The organism is Paenibacillus dendritiformis (assembly GCF_015845845.1).
In the GTDB taxonomy this organism is placed as follows: domain Bacteria; phylum Bacillota; class Bacilli; order Paenibacillales; family Paenibacillaceae; genus Paenibacillus_B; species Paenibacillus_B dendritiformis_C.
In genome coordinates this window covers 1-17,900 of record NZ_LDIG01000146.1, presented here as the reverse complement: position 1 = coordinate 17,900, position 17,900 = coordinate 1, and the positions used below count along the sequence as shown (strand labels likewise).

General features: G+C 55.8%; 15 protein-coding genes and 1 tRNA gene. 15 read left to right on the top strand and 1 reads right to left on the bottom strand.

Annotated elements, in window-relative coordinates; genetic code table 11:
* Window positions 1-17 precede the first annotated feature (17 nt).
* Entirely contained in the window at window positions 18-926 is a 909-nt protein-coding gene (gene rocF, locus ABD76_RS13615) for an arginase (RefSeq protein ID WP_197257667.1), read from the bottom strand.
* Window positions 927-1,402: 476 nt separating this feature from the next.
* On the opposite strand from rocF, the gene ABD76_RS13610 reads away from it, so the two are divergent.
* The 15 genes from ABD76_RS13610 to ABD76_RS13540 all read left to right on the top strand — a co-directional run bounded on the left by ABD76_RS13610 (window position 1,403) and on the right by ABD76_RS13540 (window position 16,848).
* Entirely contained in the window at window positions 1,403-1,987 is a 585-nt protein-coding gene (locus tag ABD76_RS13610; protein ID WP_197257665.1) for a 5' nucleotidase, NT5C type, read from the top strand.
* On the top strand, window positions 1,969-3,723 hold the full coding sequence (locus ABD76_RS13605; protein ID WP_197257663.1) for a LamG-like jellyroll fold domain-containing protein: 1,755 nt from the start codon (window positions 1,969-1,971) through the stop codon (window positions 3,721-3,723). The genes ABD76_RS13610 and ABD76_RS13605 overlap by 19 nt, the downstream gene beginning before the upstream one ends.
* A gap of 52 nt (window positions 3,724-3,775) precedes the next feature.
* Complete coding sequence (locus ABD76_RS13600) at window positions 3,776-4,588, top strand: DeoR/GlpR family DNA-binding transcription regulator (protein ID WP_197257661.1); 813 nt, start codon at window positions 3,776-3,778, stop codon at window positions 4,586-4,588.
* Window positions 4,589-5,340: 752 nt separating this feature from the next.
* Window positions 5,341-6,138 (top strand): glycerophosphodiester phosphodiesterase, encoded by a 798-nt coding sequence (locus tag ABD76_RS13595; RefSeq protein ID WP_197257659.1) that lies wholly within the window; start codon window positions 5,341-5,343, stop codon window positions 6,136-6,138.
* A gap of 51 nt (window positions 6,139-6,189) precedes the next feature.
* Window positions 6,190-7,146, top strand: a complete 957-nt coding sequence (locus ABD76_RS13590; RefSeq protein WP_197257734.1) for an ABC transporter permease — start codon at window positions 6,190-6,192, stop codon at window positions 7,144-7,146.
* Window positions 7,147-7,211: 65 nt separating this feature from the next.
* On the top strand, window positions 7,212-8,939 hold the full coding sequence (locus ABD76_RS13585) for an extracellular solute-binding protein (protein ID WP_197257657.1): 1,728 nt from the start codon (window positions 7,212-7,214) through the stop codon (window positions 8,937-8,939).
* 80 nt (window positions 8,940-9,019) lie between these two features.
* Entirely contained in the window at window positions 9,020-9,919 is a 900-nt protein-coding gene (locus tag ABD76_RS13580; protein ID WP_197257648.1) for a carbohydrate ABC transporter permease, read from the top strand.
* A 54-nt stretch (window positions 9,920-9,973) separates the two neighbouring features.
* On the top strand, window positions 9,974-10,867 hold the full coding sequence (locus ABD76_RS13575) for a CehA/McbA family metallohydrolase (RefSeq protein ID WP_197257646.1): 894 nt from the start codon (window positions 9,974-9,976) through the stop codon (window positions 10,865-10,867).
* Between the two features lie 5 nt (window positions 10,868-10,872).
* Window positions 10,873-11,781, top strand: coding sequence for a metallophosphoesterase family protein (locus ABD76_RS13570; protein WP_197257644.1), 909 nt, complete (start codon window positions 10,873-10,875; stop codon window positions 11,779-11,781).
* Window positions 11,765-13,135, top strand: a complete 1,371-nt coding sequence (locus ABD76_RS13565) for an MATE family efflux transporter (RefSeq protein ID WP_197257642.1) — start codon at window positions 11,765-11,767, stop codon at window positions 13,133-13,135. Before ABD76_RS13570 ends, ABD76_RS13565 begins: the two co-directional genes overlap by 17 nt.
* A gap of 241 nt (window positions 13,136-13,376) precedes the next feature.
* Window positions 13,377-14,432 (top strand): Delta(5) desaturase DesA, encoded by a 1,056-nt coding sequence (gene desA / locus ABD76_RS13560; protein WP_197257732.1) that lies wholly within the window; start codon window positions 13,377-13,379, stop codon window positions 14,430-14,432.
* Between the two features lie 59 nt (window positions 14,433-14,491).
* On the top strand, window positions 14,492-15,613 hold the full coding sequence (locus tag ABD76_RS13555; RefSeq protein WP_197257640.1) for a sensor histidine kinase: 1,122 nt from the start codon (window positions 14,492-14,494) through the stop codon (window positions 15,611-15,613).
* An 11-nt stretch (window positions 15,614-15,624) separates the two neighbouring features.
* The gene (locus tag ABD76_RS13550) at window positions 15,625-16,224 is read left to right on the top strand and encodes a response regulator transcription factor (protein ID WP_197257638.1); all 600 of its coding nucleotides are present in this window, start codon (window positions 15,625-15,627) and stop codon (window positions 16,222-16,224) included.
* Between the two features lie 92 nt (window positions 16,225-16,316).
* A tRNA-Leu gene (locus tag ABD76_RS13545) sits at window positions 16,317-16,402 on the top strand.
* Window positions 16,403-16,536: 134 nt separating this feature from the next.
* On the top strand, window positions 16,537-16,848 hold the full coding sequence (locus tag ABD76_RS13540; RefSeq protein ID WP_197257636.1) for a PepSY domain-containing protein: 312 nt from the start codon (window positions 16,537-16,539) through the stop codon (window positions 16,846-16,848).
* Window positions 16,849-17,900 lie beyond the last annotated feature (1,052 nt).

Below are 17,900 nucleotides of genomic sequence, written 5' to 3'. Positions count from 1 at the left end.
TTTTCAAAGTGCGGTCATTACAAAATCCGTTCGCCCAGCAGCGAGCCGATCAGGCCGATGGCCAAGCGGACCGTGCGCTTTTGGCTGTCCAGCGGCGGGCTGACCTCCACGAATTCGGCGGACGTGATCAGGCCGGATTCATACATCATTTCGAGCGCAAGATGCGCTTCGCGGTAACTGACTCCGCCCGGAATCGGCGTCCCTGTGCCCGGAGCCTCGGCGGGATCGAGGCTGTCGATGTCGAAGCTGAGATGGACGCCGTCGGTTCCGTCGCCGAGGATGCGCAAGGCCTGCTCCATCACATAAGGCATGCCCTTGCGGTCGATATCATGCATCGTGAAGCAGGTAATGCCGGCTTGGCGGATGTACGCCCGCTCGCCCTCATCCAGCGATCTCGCCCCGATAATGACGACCTTCGCCGGATCGATGCGGGACGACTGCCGCCTGATCTGCATCAGCAGCGGGTGGCCCTGTCCAAGATTGACGGCCAGCGACATGCCGTGAATATTGCCGCTCGGGCTCGTGTCCTCGGTATTCAGATCGCCGTGGGCGTCGAACCAGAGGACGCCAAGATTGCGGTAATGCCTCGTTAGTCCTGCGATCGTGCCGATGGCGATGCTGTGATCGCCGCCGAGTATGAGCGGAAACCGGCCGCCGGAGGCGATATCGGCAACGCGGTCGGCCAGCTCGCTATTGAGAGCGGCGATTTCCTCCAGATGCTTCAGCTTCGTACCGGACGCTTGCGTGCTTCCGGCAGCCGCGGCGGGAGGCAGGACGGCGCCCTCATCGGCCGTCTGCAAGCCCAACTGCGACAAATGCCGGACAAGCCCGGCCTCCAGCAGCGCATCCGGTCCTTGATCCGCTCCCGGCCGCGCGCCTCCATTGCCGTAGGGAACGCGCAGCAATGCAATCAGATTACGGTCCATAAGCAGACTCCTCTCTTGGGAATGTAAGCGTTCACAATTTTATGAAGGAGGATTCAGGATGTAATGGAACAATCAGGCTTAAGCTCTATATATTACGGGAGCTTCGGAAGGAAGTTGCGGGCGGGATCCGGCGTTTTTCATGGAAAAAGCTTAAAAATTAAGCATTTCGCCACGGGGGTGGGTTGCTTTTATGCAGATTTTTTATGCATAAATGCATAAAGCCGGTTCGCTTTTCATTTAAAAGAGGGGCAGCGGATGCATGATCTGCATACCCGATGAATGGATTTGAATCGCGGTGCATCAATATGAATGAACAAGTTGTTGGAAAAATGATACTTTTTACAATACCTTTACAATGGATTGAACTGAGGAAAACATTACCCGTCTATGATTGTGGTATCCGGTTTGTTTGATTGCGTTTTGCCTGTATTGTTGCTTGGTTGCATACGGTAAGTCTTTACAGAGGAGGAATCGCGATGGAGCGCATTGCAATCGATATGGATGAGGTGATGGCCGATACGGCCGGCACGCACCGGGAATGGTACAACCGGGATTATGGCGACGCGGTTACGGCCGCCGAGCTGCAGGGAAGGACATTGGCGCAGGTCAGGCCCGAGCGAAAGCGGGAGATTGACAGCTACTTCGGGCGCGAGGATTTCTTTCGTCAGTTGAAGGTGATGGAACATAGCCAGGAGGTGATCCGCGAGCTCAGCCGCCATTATGAGATTTTCATCACCACCGCGGCGATGGAGGTTCCGGCCTCGTTCCGGGGCAAGTACGAGTGGCTGCAGGAGCATTTTGGCTTTTTGTCCGATATGAACTTCGTCTTCTGCGGGGACAAGAGCATCGTTCGCGCCGATTATATGATCGACGATAATGCGAATCAGCTCCGGCGCTTCCAGGGGCAAGGGATTCTTTTTTCCGCTTCGCACAATGCGGGGGAGCAGGGGTTCGTGCGGGTGGATTCATGGCTGGAAGCCGGGGCGTGGTTCCTGGAAAAGCTGCAGGGCAACGAGGAAGCGGCTGCAGCGGGAGGCTTGCGATGCAGCGCGAACGCGTGACGCCGTTGGCGGAACAGCGCCGGCCCGTCCCCGTGCTGGCGCATTGGCGATTCGAGCCCGGACAGGTCGTATCCGGCTCGATTGAAGCGGGCGCGCTTGTGCTGGCTGACCTGAGCGGCCGCGGGAACCGGCTGGAGTCCGTCGCGGTGAAGCCGGGGCCGGACGCCGCGCCGCAGGAGCCGGAGGCACAGCCAAGCCTGCCGCTGTCGTGGGCGGACGGCGGCCTCGTCTTCCGGAACGATGATGCCCTCTCCGGCTGTTATTTCCGGACGGCGGCGGACGCGCCGATTAACCGGGAACGCTTCGAGCAGGGCTATACGATCGAGGCCATTGTCCATCTTCCTCATCCGTTCCGGGAAGAGAAGCATAGCTGGATGGGAGTGCTCACCCGGCAGGGGCGCGAAGCCGATCTCGGCAGACAAGGGGAAAATGAACTGCTCGCCACTCTATCCGTCTCGAACTGCATGGAGTATCAATGGGTCAGCCATTCTTGGAGCCGGGATATGCCGGCGACATGCTGGTCGCGTTATTTGAAGGAAGAGGAGTGGCATCATGTCGTTATCGTCAACGATTCGGATCGGACGCTGCTGTACGTGAACGGCATTTGCGACTTTAACAGTCCGGCGCGGAACATTACCGGCATCGCCGCCATCGAGGGTAAGGGCTGGAATGTCGGCGCATCCGAATGGGGAGGGCGTCTCGACAAGCTGTTCTCCGGAACGATACGGGAGATCCGCATTGCGGGCGAGCCGCTGGACCGGGCGGCTTGGTTAATGGAGATCGAGCCGAAGCGGGTGTTGGAAGGCACCAATGCTCCCTTTCCTTTACTTGAACGGGCGGAGAACTATCAGTTCGCTTTCGTCCCCGATCCGCAGAAGCTGGTCTATCTGAATCCCGAGATGTTCGAGGCGCAGACCGAGTGGCTGGCCAAGCACCAGGCCCGGGACCGGATCGCCATGACGGCTCTGCTGGGGGATGTCGTCGACCATAGCGAAGCGGAGGAGGAATGGGAGCGGGCGTCGCGGGCGGTCGCCATTCTCGATAACGCGAATGTTCCGTACATGATGACCGCGGGCAATCATGATTATGATGCGGCCGGGACCTATTTGCGGCATTTCGGGCCGGAGCGCTTCCTCCCGAAGCCTTATGTCCGGGGCTGCTCGCCTTCCGGGTACAGCTCGTACGCCGTCATCGCAGCGGGGAGCTACCATTACGGTTGGCTGATGGCGGATATGAAGCAACTGCGGCAGGATATGGCTTGGTGCAAGGAGATGCTGGAGCTGCATCGGACGCTGCCGACCGTTCTCGTCTCGCATGATATCCTGTATGCGGAACGGGATGAAGGCGGGCGCCGAATGGCCCGGGATTCGGAGAACGGAACGCTCATCTGGAAGGAGCTGGTCTGGCCGTGTCCCCAAGTCTTTATGACGGTGAACGGGCATTATGACGGTACGGCGCATCGGATTCGGCATAATGCGAAGGGGCAGGAAGTCATCCAACTGCTGATCAACTATCAGGACAGCTACCGCGGCGGCAATGGCTGGCTTAGGCTGGCGGAATTCGATGAGGAGGCGGGCCGGATCACGTTTCGTACCTTTTCTCCATGGGTGGATAGCTTGGCCAGCCTGAACGGAGCGGATAACCTGGCTTATCCGGATTACCGCTTGCTGACGGGGCCGCATGAATGCTTCTGCATTCCGCTGTCATTCGAAGAGCGCTTCGCGCCGCGGGACTAGGGGATGGAATGAGTAAGGCGATTTTACAGGAAAAAGGGGAGGGGCGATGCCGATGTCGCTTTTGGCGGAAGAACGCAAAGGGTATATTATCGAGCAGCTTGATGCGGTCGGGAAGGTGCGCGTCGTCTCGCTCGCCGAACGGCTGCATGTCTCGAACGAGACGATCCGCCGCGATCTGGCGGTGCTGGAGGAGGAGGGACGGCTGCGCCGCGTGTACGGCGGGGCGGTCAAGGTGCAGTATGAGGAGGGCGAGCCTCCGTACAAGCAGCGGCAGGTCCTCAACCATGAAGCGAAGCAGGCGATTGGCCGCCGCGCCGCCGAGCTGATTCAGGACGGGAATACCGTCTATATGGATACGGGCACGACGATTCACGAGCTGGCCCGGGCCGTGAAGGGCAAGAAGCGGGTGACGGTCATCACCAATTCATTGGCGGTGGCGAGTCTGCTCCGCGAGTCGCTGACGCAGGGCTTGTTCAGCGGCAGGGTCATCATTCTCGGCGGGGAGATCTCGCCCGAGCAGCAGTCGGTGAGCGGGCATCTATGCCAAGAGATGCTGCGCAATTTCTATGTCGACAAAGCCTTCATCTCCGTAGGCGGGATGTCGGTGATGACCGGAATCAGCGACTATGACATGAATGATTCCGTCATCTCCCGGACGGTGACCGCGAACGCGAAGGAGGTCATCGTGCTGGCCGACTACAGCAAGATCGGCATTCAGGCCTTCTGCCATATCGCGCCGCTCGAGCAAATCGATGTGATTGTCTGCGATCAGGAGCATCCGGCATCATGGACGCAGGAGCTGGAGATCAAAGCCATTACGTGGATCGTGGCGAATGGCGGCAGGGAGACGAAGAACCGGACGTGAGTCCGGTTCTTTCCGACTGTCGACAAGTCCCGTCGATAGTTATTTTCTTAGGATGGGCGGGGCCGGGGAAGGCAGAACAGGTTAGGTTAGGGCAAGTTGGTCCGCGCATGAAGCAAGCTGGTCCCTGCATGAAAATGCTGCACAGGCGCAGTATTTTTACCCTCAAAAGGTTAAATTTAGATAAAATCCTGTAAAATTACATTATTTGGCCATTTTGAATGCTATTTATGCCTTGCCGTAGGGTAATTAGTGTATTTTTGCAGCAATCCTATTTTCGCATCCTCGTCTCCATGAAATTGCTGCATTCTTGCAGTATTGGCGGAGCAGATGACTAGAGTGGCGGGAGATACTGCAGCTTTAGTGGAGTGGATGACCGGAGCTGCGGACGTTTTGGCCGGGAAACGATGGAAGAATATATAGAGATGTATTTGTGTTGAAGAACCGGACGTGAGTCCGGTTCTTTTTTGCGCTGGCGCTGGAAAAATACCACAACAAACCACACGCACCTCCCGTTTCGCGTACCCAACCTCGCCTTCATCGTCCTGGCTTCCTGGGTACCGGAGAAGATCGGGCTTCAAAAAACGTTAATATCCCGTTCATCTCACGAAAACATTCACTCCTTATAGTGTACATATCACAACATCAGAAGGAATCAAAAGGAACCTGCAGCAAGCGTTGAAGTCGTCACCGCATCCGGCGCGAATCGGCCGCCCGCCGGTTCGCGCCGCAGATGAGAGAGGAGTCATATGCCGATGAGAGGAAAACGCCTGCTCGTCACCGCCCATACCGGCTGTGGCGAAGCGCCTGCCAATACGTGGGCGTCATTCATGGAAGCGGCGGCCACGGGAGCGGATGTCGCCGAGGTGGATATCCGAGTCACCTGCAAGGATGAGCCCGTGCTGCTCCATGATCATTCGCGCCTGCTGGAGTTGTATGACGCGAGAGAGTTGAACCGGATGCCGGCCAGAGCGAGACTCGGGCCGCCCCACCGCGAGCACGGGCTGGTGCTGCTGGCCGATGTGCTCGAAGAGGCGAAGCGCCGCGGCCTGATGCTGAACCTCGATATCAAAAACGCGGAGAGCGTCAATCCGACCTTGCGGCTCGTTAAGGAGCTCCATGCGGAACAGCTCGTTTTCGTTACGGGCTGTACGGAAGGGATCGAGATCGATACGGAGGGGATGTCGCTGCTGCTGAATGTGCCGGAGAGCGCCGATGCGGCTGCGAATGCGACGGGTGCTGCGCCTGGGGCTGCGAATGCGACTGGTGCTGCATCTGGGGCTGCGAATGCGGCTGCCGAAGAGGCATTCATCCGTTCCTTCTGCGAGCGGGCCAAGCGGGAAGGCTATCGGGGCGTCAATGTCCCCTTTGAACGGTGCAGTCCCGGCCTCGTCGCTTGCGCGCATGCGCTCGGGCTAATCGTCTCGGTTTACACGGTCGATGAGGCCGATGCGATGCGGAGCTTGATGGAGATGAAGGTGGACAGCATGACGACGAAGCGGCCGGAACGGCTGCTCCGGCTGAGAAAGGTGGATGAGCGCCATGAAGGATAAACGCATCGATGCGAAGGGAGGGCGAGACGGATGTCACAGGAAGCGTCCGCGATGAAGGCGGCGGGATGGAGCCGGCGGCACCGGTCCGGAACCGGCGAACGCTCGCGGTTATGGAAGCGGGTGGGGCGCCATTACCAGTTATATTTGCTGCTGCTGCCCTGCATCGCGTTCTTCATTATTTTTTCCTATATCCCGATGGCCGGGCTGGTGCTCGCGTTCAAGGAGTATCAATTCAACAAAGGAATTTTCGGCAGTCCCTGGATTGGCTTCACTTATTTCGAAATGTTCTTTCAGGATCCGCAGAGTCTCCAGTTAATCCGGAATACGCTCATCATTAGCGCGATGAAGGTGTTCCTGGCAATGCCGTTCCCGATTGTGCTCGCGCTGATGTTCAATGAAGTGAAGAATTCGAGGCTGCGCAATCTGTTTCAAGGAATCGCGTACTTGCCCCATTTCTTCTCCTGGGTCATCGTTATCGGCATGCTGCAGCGTATTCTCGCGCCGGATACCGGGCTGGTCAATCAGATTATTTCCTGGTTCGGCGGCGATGGCAGCACCTTTTTCCTGATGGAGGAAAAGGCCTTCTATCCGACGATGTTCTGGAGCTATATATGGAAGGATGTCGGCTGGAGCTCGATTATCTATTATGCCGCTATCGTAGGCATCAGCCCTTCGCTGTATGAAGCGGCGAAGATGGACGGGGCGAACAAATGGCGCCAGATTTGGCATATTACGCTCCCTGGCATCCGGCCGACGATTATCGTGCTCTTCATTTTGTCGCTGGGCAATATTTTGTCCGCCGGGTTCGACCAGATTTATCTGCTCAAGACGCCGGGCAATATGAATGTCTCGGAAATCTTGGACACGTACATCATCTACATGGGGCTCGAGAGCGGCCAATTCGGCTTTGGCACGGCCATCGGCATGATGCAGGGCCTTGTCGGCTTGATACTCGTTCTGACCGTGAACCGGGTAGCCAAGAAATGGTTCCAGTCATCGTTGTGGTAGGCCGGAGGGATGGAGATCCTGCCCGCAGCCGTTCACATATTCAATACAGAGGAGAGGAAGTAGACATGACAGTGAATCGAATGCAGCTCTGGTCCAAATTGACGGCATTGACGCTTGTATTTTCCATCCTGTTGACCGCATGCGGCGGGGGAAGCGATACGAAGTCCGGCCAGGAGGCTGGAACGGATGCGAATAACGCTGCCGCCGGCAAGCCAGCGACCTGGATTGCCGATCGCAAAATCAAAGGGCTCATCTTCATGGGCAGCGACGTCACCGAAGGGATGAACCCGGAGATTGCGAAGAAGCTCAAGGAACTGACCGGGATTGAGCTGGAGCTGCAGGCCGTGGGGCATGACGGATCGCAGAAGGCCTTGGCCGCCGGTCTGGCCGCGGGCGATCTGCCGGACTTCATCGGCTATTATTTGAATCATAGCGGACGGCCGGAGATGGAGATGATCAATAAGGCCGCGCGCGAGGAGATGTTCCACGATTTGACCCCGTTTTTGCAAAATACGAAGATCTATAAAAAGTATACGGAAGAAGGGTATTTGCCGCTCGATACGCGGTATGGCGTGGTGTTCCGGCCGGAATTCAACGGCGCCGCTTATACGATGCATTTGAACATTCCGCGCGAGGGCGGTTATGAGGTGCGCAAATATGTGCCGGGCCCTTACATCCGCAAAGATATTGCCGATGCCCTCGGCGTCGATCCGCGCACGATTGCGACCTCGGAGCAGCTCTATGAGTTGGCCCAGAAGATTAAGGAAGGGCACTTCAAGGACAAGAACGGCAAAGAGGTGTACCCGATCGGGCCAACGGTCTGGGGAGGAATCGATCGCGATGCGCTGTACAACGATCTGGTGTGGACCGGCTTCAACGGCGAAGGGTTCAATCGGGACAAGGACGGCAAGATTTTGCATGAGAGCCAGACCGAATATGGAACGAAGCGCGTCGAATTCGTCCAGAAGCTCCTCCGCGAGAAGCTGATGCATCCCGAATATTATTCGATGGAAGAGAATCGCGCCAAAGAAGGCGTGCTCAACGATTCATTCGCCATCATCGGAGATATGCATAATTATGTCATCGAGAACAAGGACAACCGCTACATTCCGCTCGGACCGTTGAATTCCGTCAATGGCCCTTATCAGATGAACTTGACTTTTAAGGGCGGTTACGGCGCCTGGTCGATCCCGAAAACGACGAAAAATCCGGAGGATATCGTGAAGCTGGCCGATTTCCTGGCGAGCCGCGAAGGCAAGCTGCTGTGGAAATACGGTTTGGAAGGCCGGGACTACGAGCTTGACGCGAAGGGCAACCCGGTGCCGAAGCAGGAGGTGCTCGATCTGCTGGACAAGGATCCGGTCAAGGCGAAGGAGCTTGGCTTTGCCGGCGTGGGCAATGACTGGGGCTGGTATCTCGGCGGCACGGATTTGAACGACTTGGCCGACTTCGGCGAGGCGAGCTATGGCGAATCCGCCAAGCCGGACATGAATAAGGGCCCGCTGGAGATTGCGGACTACTGGCACTATGACGAGAAAAAGCAGCAGGCGAACATCAAGGACGGCTATGCGGCGCTGGCATTCATCGGCGAGTTCAGCAAAGGCACGCAGCTCACGATGGCGCTCGATAAATACAAAGAGAGTCTGATCCGCGCCTACTATGCCAAAGACATGACCGAAGCGCAGGCGATTCTGGACAGCGCGGCAGCGCTGCTCAAGACGGCGGGATTGGAAGAGTACATCAAGCTGCTGGAAGAGAAGGACCAGGATCCGAAGACGAAGCTGCTGTTCTAGCGAACGGCAGAGGGGAGGAGAGGGCCTTTCCGCCGGAGCGGAGGGGCTCTCCATCCATGGAAATAGAGGGAGGAACGAGGATGAGAAAGACGGCTGCGTTCGGGCGGCTTCTGACCGGGGTGAATTACGCCCTGCTCGGATTGCTGTGCCTGTCCATTATTTTGCCGACCTTGAACGTGCTGGCGCTGGCGTTGAACGTGGGGACGGATGCGGCGAAGGGCGGCATCTATTTTTGGCCGCGCCAATTCACGCTCGATAATTTCAAGGAAGTGTTCAGCCAATCCAACATTGTGAACAGTTTCGTCATCTCGGTATTCCGCACGATCGTCGGCACCTTCCTCAGCGTGCTGCTGACGGCGATGGCCGCCTATGCGCTCAAGAGCAAGTCGCTGCCCGGGCAGAAGCAGATCACCTTCTTCGTGTTCTTCACGATGCTGTTCAGCGGCGGGCTTATTCCTTACTATATCGTGCTGAAGGAGCTTCATCTGACGAACAGCATCTGGGTGTATATCGTGCCTGCGCTGTACAGCGTCTGGAACATGATGATTATGCGCTCCTTCTTCCAGCAGGTTCCGGAAGGGCTGGAGGAGGCGGCGCGGATTGACGGCTGCGGCGATCTCGGCATCTTCTTCCGGATTATTTTGCCGACGAGCAAGCCGGTCATCGCCGCCATCTCGCTGTTCAATGCGGTCGGGCACTGGAATGACTGGTTCACGGGCACCTTCTATGTGCGCGATCCGAATTTGAAGCCGTTGTCGACGGTGCTGCAGGAGATGCTGACGAAGCAGCAGGCGTTGACGGAGACGCTGATGACTACGGCGGGATCGCTGCAGATGGATATGCTGGACAAAATGCAGGTGACCGGCACGTCTCTGAAAATGGCTACGATTATTATCGTCATCACGCCGATAGTCATTGTCTATCCGTTTCTGCAAAAATATTTCGCCAAGGGCGTCATGATTGGATCCATGAAAGAGTAGCGATACAACGTCTTACCCGCTTCAATGCTTACGAACAGACAGGAGGCCGGCTGGATGAAGATTCGAAATCCATATGCACAAGAAGGGGTATGGCTGCGGGGAAGCTTCCACAACCATACGACGAACAGCGACGGGCATCACCCGTTGGCGACGGTATACCGGATGTATCATGATTATGACTTCCTGGGCATCTCCGATCATGATCAGATTACGCCGCATGCGGCCGACAGCCCCATCCCGACGCTGTTCGAGGCGATCGAGGTGAGCAGCCCGCAGGCGCATATGCTGCTGGTGCAGCCGCCGGAGACGCTGATGGAACAGTATTCCAATGCTTTTACGATCGAAAATTACGGGCGTCTCTCGTCCCTCTGCCTGGAGAACGGCGGCATCTCGGTGCTCGTTCATCCGAACCGGTATTTTTCCCAATATTGGAAATTCGGCGATATGCTGCGGCTGCCCGCTTATACCGGCATCGAGATCATCAATGGCGACGGTCATCCGCAGTATGACATCGCCTTCGACAAATGGGACGCGCTGCTGTCCTCCGGACGTCAAGTGTGGGGCTTCGGCAATGACGATTTCCACGCGTACGGCCAGGAGCGGCGGGCGTGGAATATGGTGTACGCCCGCGAGAACAGCCGCAAGGCGGTGCTCAGCGCCATCCGTCAGGGCAGCTTCTACGTCTCCACCGGTTACGGCTTCGAGTCGATCCGCGTCGAGGGGACGGCCATCGTCGCCGACTTATTGTCCGACGTTCATCTGGACGGCATGTACAAATACGCGACGGTCATCGGCAAGGACGGCCGCGTGCTTCACGAGCAGACGGGCCGGTTCAAGCAGCTCGTATACGAATGCAAAGGGGACGAGCAGTATGTGCGTTTGGCCGTTTATTTGGAAGGGGGTTTCGGCGCGTTCTCGCAGCCGCTGTTCCTGAGCAAGGGGGAATGAGCGGGATGAGCATACCGCTGCAGTTCCGTCCGGACGGAACGTTTACGATCGTTCAATTCACCGATCTGCATGTTAGAGGAGGGAAGTCGGAGCTGGATGCCCGCACTTTCGCCTTAACCGAACGCATCATCGAGACGGAGCGGCCCGATCTGGTCATCTACTCCGGGGATATGCTGTACGGGAAGGAAACGGTTGAGCCCGTCGCCGCGCTTCGCCGCATTGTCGAGGTTGCGGAACGGAGGGAGGTGCCGTTCGCCGTTATTTTCGGCAATCATGACGCGGAGGGCGGGGCTGCCCGCGAGGAGCTGCTGGAGGGAATGGCGTCCTGCCGGATGTCGCTGGCGGAAGCGGGTCCCGCGGACATCCATGGGGTTGGCAATTATGTTATCGCGGTGAAAGCGTCTGCTCAGGCGGGGCCGGCCGCCCTTCTGTATCTATTTGACTCCGGCGATATGGCTCCGGCTTCAGTAGGCGGATATGCCTGGATTCATCCGGATCAAGTGGACTGGTACCGCCGGGAGTCGCTCGAGCAGCGGCGGCGCCACGGCGCTCTGCCGAGTCTGGCCTTCTTCCATATTCCGCTGCCGGAGTTCAAGGAGGCCTGGGAATCCGGCCAGGCCGCGGGCATTCGACAGGAAGACGTATGCTGCCCCCGCCTGAACAGCGGGCTGTTCGCCGCGATGGTGGAAAGCGGCGCTATGATCGGCGCCTTCGCCGGCCATGATCATGACAATGATTATGCAGGCAGCTTGCATGGCATCCGGCTCGGGTACGGGCGAGTGACCGGATACGGCGGTTACGGCGGTCTGCAGCGGGGGGCACGGGTTATCCGCCTGCTGGAAGGGCAGCGACTGTTCCGGACGTGGATCCGGCTGGATGACGGGAGCAAGGTAAGCCATGAGTCTCGCGAATAATCGCCGCACCGGCATTCTTTCCTTGACCTGGCCCATCTTCATGGAGTCGTTGTTCGGGATGCTGCTCGGCATGGCCGATACGATGATGCTGAGCAGCCATTCCGACGGCGCCGTGGCGGCCGTGGGCGTCGCCAATCAAATTTTGACGGTGGCCGGCCTTATGTTCGGCTTCGTCACGGTCGGGACAAGCGTTATCCTGAATCAATGGCTTGGCGCGGGGAAGCTGAAGGAGGCGGGGGACCTGGGGAGAACGGCGCTCACGTTGAACCTGATGATCGGCCTCCTGCTCAGCGCCGTTTTATGCGCCTGCGCCGACGCCTTCCTGCTTCTGTTCAAGCTGCCTCCGGGGCTGCTCGCGGAAGGCGGGGCTTATTTATCCATCACCGGCAGCTCGGTCTTCCTGATCGCTCTCAGCATGACGCTCGGAACGATGCTGCGGTGCCGCGGCCTGGTGAAGGAGATGATGGTCATCTCGTTCGGCGTGAACGTGCTGCATATCGTCGGCAACTATATCGTGCTGATGGAGCCGTTCGGCCTGCCTTCGCTTGGAGTGGAGGGCGTGGCCGCATCGACCTGGATCAGCCGGGCTGCCGCGATGATCGCGTACTGGATTGTATGCAGCCGGCGGCTGGACCAGCCTGTCCGCCTGATGCATCCGCTGCGCATGCGACGAGCTGATCTTCGCCTTATTTTCAAGCTGGGCATTCCGTCGGCCGGGGAGCATGTTTCCTATAATTTGTCCCAGGTTGTCATTACGTATTTGGTCGCCATGCTCGGGGCGGCGGCATTGACGACCAAAATTTATACGCAGAACATTACGTCCTTCGTCTTCGTCTTCTCGATGGCGATTGGCCAAGGCACGCAAATCATAGCGGGCCATTACATCGGGGCGATGCGCAAGGAGGAAGCCTATCGTTCCGGCATTCGCCATTTGAAGCTTGGGGCCGGGGTGACGCTGGCCGTCTCCCTGATCTTGTACGCCTTGTCCGGGCCGCTGATCGGACTCTTCACCTCCGACCCGCAGATTATCCAGCTTGGCCGGCAATTGATGCTCTTGTCCGTGCTGCTGGAGCCGGCCCGGGCCTGTAACATGGTGCTTATCAGCTCGTTGAACGCGGCGGGGGACGTCAAGTTCCCGGTGCTTGTCGGTCTTGTCTCGATGTGGGGAATCAGCGTGCCCTTGGCCTATCTGCTCGGGATCGTACTTGGCTTGGGGCTGGCGGGAATCTGGCTCGCCTTCGCCGTGGATGAATGGGTGAGGGCGCTCGTCATGCTGCGAAGATGGAGCAAGCGCGGCTGGGAACGGCTATGCCTTATTCCGGGTCATGCGGCGGAGGAAAGAACCGCCGGATAAATGAAAGAAGGAGAGAGTCATAGGAGACATAGGAGTCATAGGCGGGGCCTATGGCTCTTTTAGGCGCTAAAAAGAAGGAAAATGACATATTTATCCTGCTTATATGACGTTTATCATACTCTCGACTTGACGTTTATGACTACAACGGGCGGGTTGTCATCTCTATACTGAAGACAGGAATCTGCCGTTGATAAGGGTATGTTCCCAAGCGTCATACCTAGGAGGAAAACATAAGATGAGTATGAGTCATTCCAAGCTGTCCCATCTAAAGAAAAGCGTCGCTCCATATGAAAAAAACGATACGAAGTCCAGCATTCGGCAGATAATTAACACCTTGGGGCCTTTACTGCTGCTTTGGTATGCCGCTTACGCAAGCCTTTCGGTCTCGTACTGGCTTACGCTTCTCTTCTCGATAATCACTTCGGGATTCGTTATCCGAACGTTTATTATTTTTCACGACTGCTGTCATCAATCGTTCTTCAAGAGCCGCAGGGCCAACGATACGCTAGGCACCATTACGGGGATCCTGACGCTTGTGCCCTACCAGCAGTGGAAGCACAGCCATTCCATCCATCATGCGACGAGCAGCAATCTCGACAAGCGAGGAACCGGAGATATGTGGGTGCTCACCGTGGATGAATATGCCGCGGCTCCCTTAACGAAGCGAATTGCCTACCGCATATACCGCAATCCAATCGTTATGCTGGGGCTGGGGCCGATTTTTATATTCCTGATTGCATACCGCTTTAACCGGAGAGGCGCGAGACGGAAGGAGCGAATCAACACTTACGTAATCAATGTGTCCATCGCCGCTCTGTATGGGCTTCTGTGCTGGGCCATTGGCTGGCAGGCGTTTGTGCTCATTCAGGCTCCCGTTTTTTACGTATCCGGCATGCTCGGCATCTGGTTGTTCTATGTTCAGCATCAATTCGAGGATTCTTACTTCGAGAACGAGGACGAGTGGAGCTATGTGAAGGCTGCTGTAGAGGGAAGCTCTTATTATAAATTGCCCAAAGCATTGCAGTGGATAACCGGAAATATCGGCTTCCATCACGTTCACCATTTGAGTCCCAAGGTGCCTAACTATTATCTGGAGAAGGCGCATGAGGCAACCCCGCCGCTTCAAAGAGCGACGACGATTACGCTCGGGACCAGCCTGAAGTCGCTGCGTTTCCGGCTGTGGGACGAACAGAATAAAACATTCGTTGGGTTCAAGGATGTGAAGCATCTGCTTGCCAAGGCCAACCGCGAGGCCGCCCGCATTCCAAGGAGCGCCCCAGGCATGCAGGGAAAATAACCGCTTTGAGCGGCGTTTGTGTTACTATACAATTACATTGATTTTCAGGGAGGACGGCCATGCAGAAGTGGTATCAGATTTTTTACAAAAGCACGGGTCTTAGTCCTTATGTATGGGTCGTCTTTTACATCCTCCCGTTTTATTTCATCTTTCGTTCGTCTTCGACGTACCAAGTCGTCTTCGGCATTGTCATGATTTTGATGTTTTTCGTCTGTTACGTTCTTTCTTTTGTTATGAGAGGTTGGCAAGTGTACTTTTGGACCTCCCTGCAAATATTGATTTCCATTACGATGACTTTGCTGTTCGGCTATGTCTATTTCGCCCTGTTCTTAGCGTTCTTTATTGGAAATATTCAACATCGGATCGGATTTATTACGCTGTACTCGATTCATCTCATCAGTACGATCGCAACGCTCAACTTCGGCTTTGTCACGAAAAATCCGGTGTTGATCTCCCAGCTTCCGTTCGTGCTTATCAGTCTCATCGGTGTAATTCTCCTTCCCGTCACCACTTATAACCGCAATAAACGGGAGAAGCTTGAGGGGCAATTGGAAGATGCGAATAAGCGGATCTCCGAGCTGGTCAAGCTGGAAGAACGGCAACGAATTGCGCGCGATCTCCACGACACGCTTGGACAGAAGCTATCGCTGATCGGCTTGAAGAGCGATCTGGCCAATAAATTGATTAACAATAACCCCGCTCAAGCCCAAATCGAACTCAAGGATGTCCGGCAAACGGCCAGAAGCGCCCTGAAGGAAGTGCGGGAAATGGTTACTCAAATGCGCGGGACGAGGTTAGAGGATGAGCTGTTTCGCATCAAGCAGATTTTGAAGGCTGCTGAGATCGAGTTCACCCTGGAAGCCGATCCGAAGCTGACCAATACCTCTCTGCTGAACGAAAATGTGCTTGGCATGTGCCTGAAGGAAGCGGTGACCAACATCGTTAAGCACAGCCATGCTTCCGCCTGTTCGATCATCCTGGAGCCCATGGATACCGAGCTGCGCGTGAAGGTGAAGGATAATGGAATCGGCATCGCGGCGGATTCAGCCGTTTTACGGGGCAACGGACTGCGGGGCATGAAGGAGCGGCTTGAGTTCGTGAATGGAAGTATGGACATCGTTCCTGATAAGGGAACAACGGTCATCATTACAGTGCCGAACGTGTGCAAGGCGTCAGAATAGGAGGCGGGGCCATGATTCGAATCGTAATCGCAGAGGATCAGCGGATGCTGTTGGGCGCACTGGCGTCCCTGCTTGATCTTGAAGAGGATATGAGTGTCGTCGGCCGGGCCTCCAATGGAGAAGAAGCCGTGCAATTGGTTCGTCAGCATCAACCGGATATCTGCATCATGGATATTGAGATGCCGGGGAAGAGCGGTTTGGACGCAGCCGAAGAGATAAAGGGCTGGGGATGCAAGGTCATCATCTTGACCACATTCGCCAGAGCCGGATATTTCGAACGTGCGGTGAAGGCGGGGGCGCACGGCTACTTGTTGAAGGACAGTCCCAGCGAAGAGCTGGCGGACTCGATTCGCATCATTATGGCCGGGCGTCGCATCTATGCTTCGGAGCTGGTGGACGAGGCGTATGGCGAAGAGAATCCGCTGACCGAGCGGGAAAAGGAAGTGCTGGTGCTTATCGCAGACGGTAAAAATACGAAGGAAATCGCCGAACAGCTATTTATTACGACGGGGACTGTCCGCAATTATATCTCCGTTATTCTGGATAAACTCGATGTGAGCAACCGAATTGAAGCGATTACGCGCTTCAAGGAGAAGGGGTGGTTTAAATAAAGGACGAGGAGTGGATAATACTTCCGCTTTACATCCGTCTCAAATGGTGGTATAGTAACTGTTGTTGTCCTCTTTGTTGAGGAATTCAATGTGCGGTAGTGGTGGAATGGCAGACACGCTATCTTGAGGGGGTAGTGGGCGTACGCCCGTGGAGGTTCGAGTCCTCTCTACCGCACCATAACAGAGCGAATGAAGAAGCCTTGCAGATAAGGCTTTTTTTGTTTTTTCGGAACTATATTTCCGGACGTATAATTTCAGCTTCTTGTACAAAACATAGACGCAACGATAACCGTACATAGGAGCGTGTTTAGGTTGAAAAAAGCGGTGCTTGGCGTTCTCGCCTTAGTCAATGCAGGCATGGCGTCCCTCGCCCTATTTCCTGCGGCATCTGAAGCGCATGCCGTCTATAAGGCAAACCAGCCGACGCAGCAAGTCATTAGCGAGCAAGAGGCGAAGTCGATTGCTCTTCAACAGGTGAAAGGAAGAGTTCTTCATGTTGATCTCGACACCGACAACGGGAAGATCAAATACGAAGTGATCATTATGACGGATCAGAACAAAGTGTATGAAGTAGAAGTCGATGCTCGGACCGGCAAGGTGCTGAAGGTAGAGCAGGAAGATTAAGACGCATCGCAAGGAAGAAGGGATGTTCTCTGTAAGGAGGACGGCCTTTTTTTGTGTTGATTGTGTAAAAGGAAGCCGGGGGAGCATGGTCGATGTAAGCCGTTCAATTGGTGGAAGGAGAGCATGGTTTGGGTTGGCCGCGTTAAGTGATGGACGATATCCGGACGATGGACGGGGTTCGAACATGAAGCTGCGCACGAAGCTGCGCATGAAGGTGCATGGGAAGTTGCATATGAAGCTGCACACATAAAGCTGCGCAGAGCATGAAAGTGCACCGAAAGTTTCACAGGAAGGTGTACGGGAAGTTACGCATGAAGCTGTACGGAAAGTTGCACATGAAGCTGTATGGGAAGTTTGAACATGAAGCTGCGCACGAAGCTTGGCATGAAGGTGCACGGGAAGCTGCGCATGAAGGTGTATGGGAAGCTTGAACATGAAGCTGCACACTAAGCTGCGCATGAAGGTGCACCGAAAGTTTCACAGAAAGCTGCGCTGGAGGTGGGAGGCGTGTAAGGTGAACGATGCAATGGCCGCGATGCGAGCCGGCTTCTTGTTCTTGTGCTGAGGAGTGAATCCTGCAAAATTACATTATTTATCCGCCCCAATAGGGTATTTCGTTAGAATTCCTGCAAAAATACATCAATTCAGGGCGTATAAACCAAATAAGCGCATTAATGGGGAAAAATGCTGCACTTTTGCAGGAATCTCATTGTGCGCCGCGGTTGAGTGAAAAATGCTGCACTTTTGGAGCGACCAAGCATAGGTCGAGTGAGGTAGCAGGTGTGAACCCTGCTTGGAAAGGCACTAACCACGCCACCAATAACGAGTCTTGGAGCGAACATGGTAACAGGTTCGTTTAAGCGTAGACAGATAGGATGTAGGCCTGAAAGTGATTGAGCCACGAAATGCAGAAATCGGGAAGGCCGACAGTGTCAAAAAGCTGGAAGGCAATACTCCGCTAAGCGAAAAAAAGGTGAGTTTAGACGGAGCTTCCCCGGGGTCGAAGAGCCAGGCATGCATACCAATAATCACTCGGCAACTTGGGAGACCCT

What these genes read in the sequence shown, in the direction of transcription:
- ABD76_RS13555 (WP_197257640.1), top strand. Translation starts at nt 14,492, where the DNA reads ATGCAGAAGTGGTATCAGATTTTTTACAAAAGCACGGGTCTTAGTCCT.
- ABD76_RS13600 (WP_197257661.1), top strand. Translation starts at nt 3,776, where the DNA reads ATGTCGCTTTTGGCGGAAGAACGCAAAGGGTATATTATCGAGCAGCTT.
- ABD76_RS13590 (WP_197257734.1), top strand. Translation starts at nt 6,190, where the DNA reads ATGAAGGCGGCGGGATGGAGCCGGCGGCACCGGTCCGGAACCGGCGAA.
- ABD76_RS13550 (WP_197257638.1), top strand. Translation starts at nt 15,625, where the DNA reads ATGATTCGAATCGTAATCGCAGAGGATCAGCGGATGCTGTTGGGCGCA.
- ABD76_RS13570 (WP_197257644.1), top strand. Translation starts at nt 10,873, where the DNA reads ATGAGCATACCGCTGCAGTTCCGTCCGGACGGAACGTTTACGATCGTT.
- rocF (WP_197257667.1), bottom strand. Translation starts at nt 926, where the DNA reads ATGGACCGTAATCTGATTGCATTGCTGCGCGTTCCCTACGGCAATGGA.
- ABD76_RS13610 (WP_197257665.1), top strand. Translation starts at nt 1,403, where the DNA reads ATGGAGCGCATTGCAATCGATATGGATGAGGTGATGGCCGATACGGCC.
- ABD76_RS13575 (WP_197257646.1), top strand. Translation starts at nt 9,974, where the DNA reads ATGAAGATTCGAAATCCATATGCACAAGAAGGGGTATGGCTGCGGGGA.
- ABD76_RS13595 (WP_197257659.1), top strand. Translation starts at nt 5,341, where the DNA reads ATGAGAGGAAAACGCCTGCTCGTCACCGCCCATACCGGCTGTGGCGAA.
- ABD76_RS13580 (WP_197257648.1), top strand. Translation starts at nt 9,020, where the DNA reads ATGAGAAAGACGGCTGCGTTCGGGCGGCTTCTGACCGGGGTGAATTAC.
- desA (WP_197257732.1), top strand. Translation starts at nt 13,377, where the DNA reads ATGAGTCATTCCAAGCTGTCCCATCTAAAGAAAAGCGTCGCTCCATAT.
- ABD76_RS13565 (WP_197257642.1), top strand. Translation starts at nt 11,765, where the DNA reads ATGAGTCTCGCGAATAATCGCCGCACCGGCATTCTTTCCTTGACCTGG.
- ABD76_RS13605 (WP_197257663.1), top strand. Translation starts at nt 1,969, where the DNA reads ATGCAGCGCGAACGCGTGACGCCGTTGGCGGAACAGCGCCGGCCCGTC.
- ABD76_RS13585 (WP_197257657.1), top strand. Translation starts at nt 7,212, where the DNA reads ATGACAGTGAATCGAATGCAGCTCTGGTCCAAATTGACGGCATTGACG.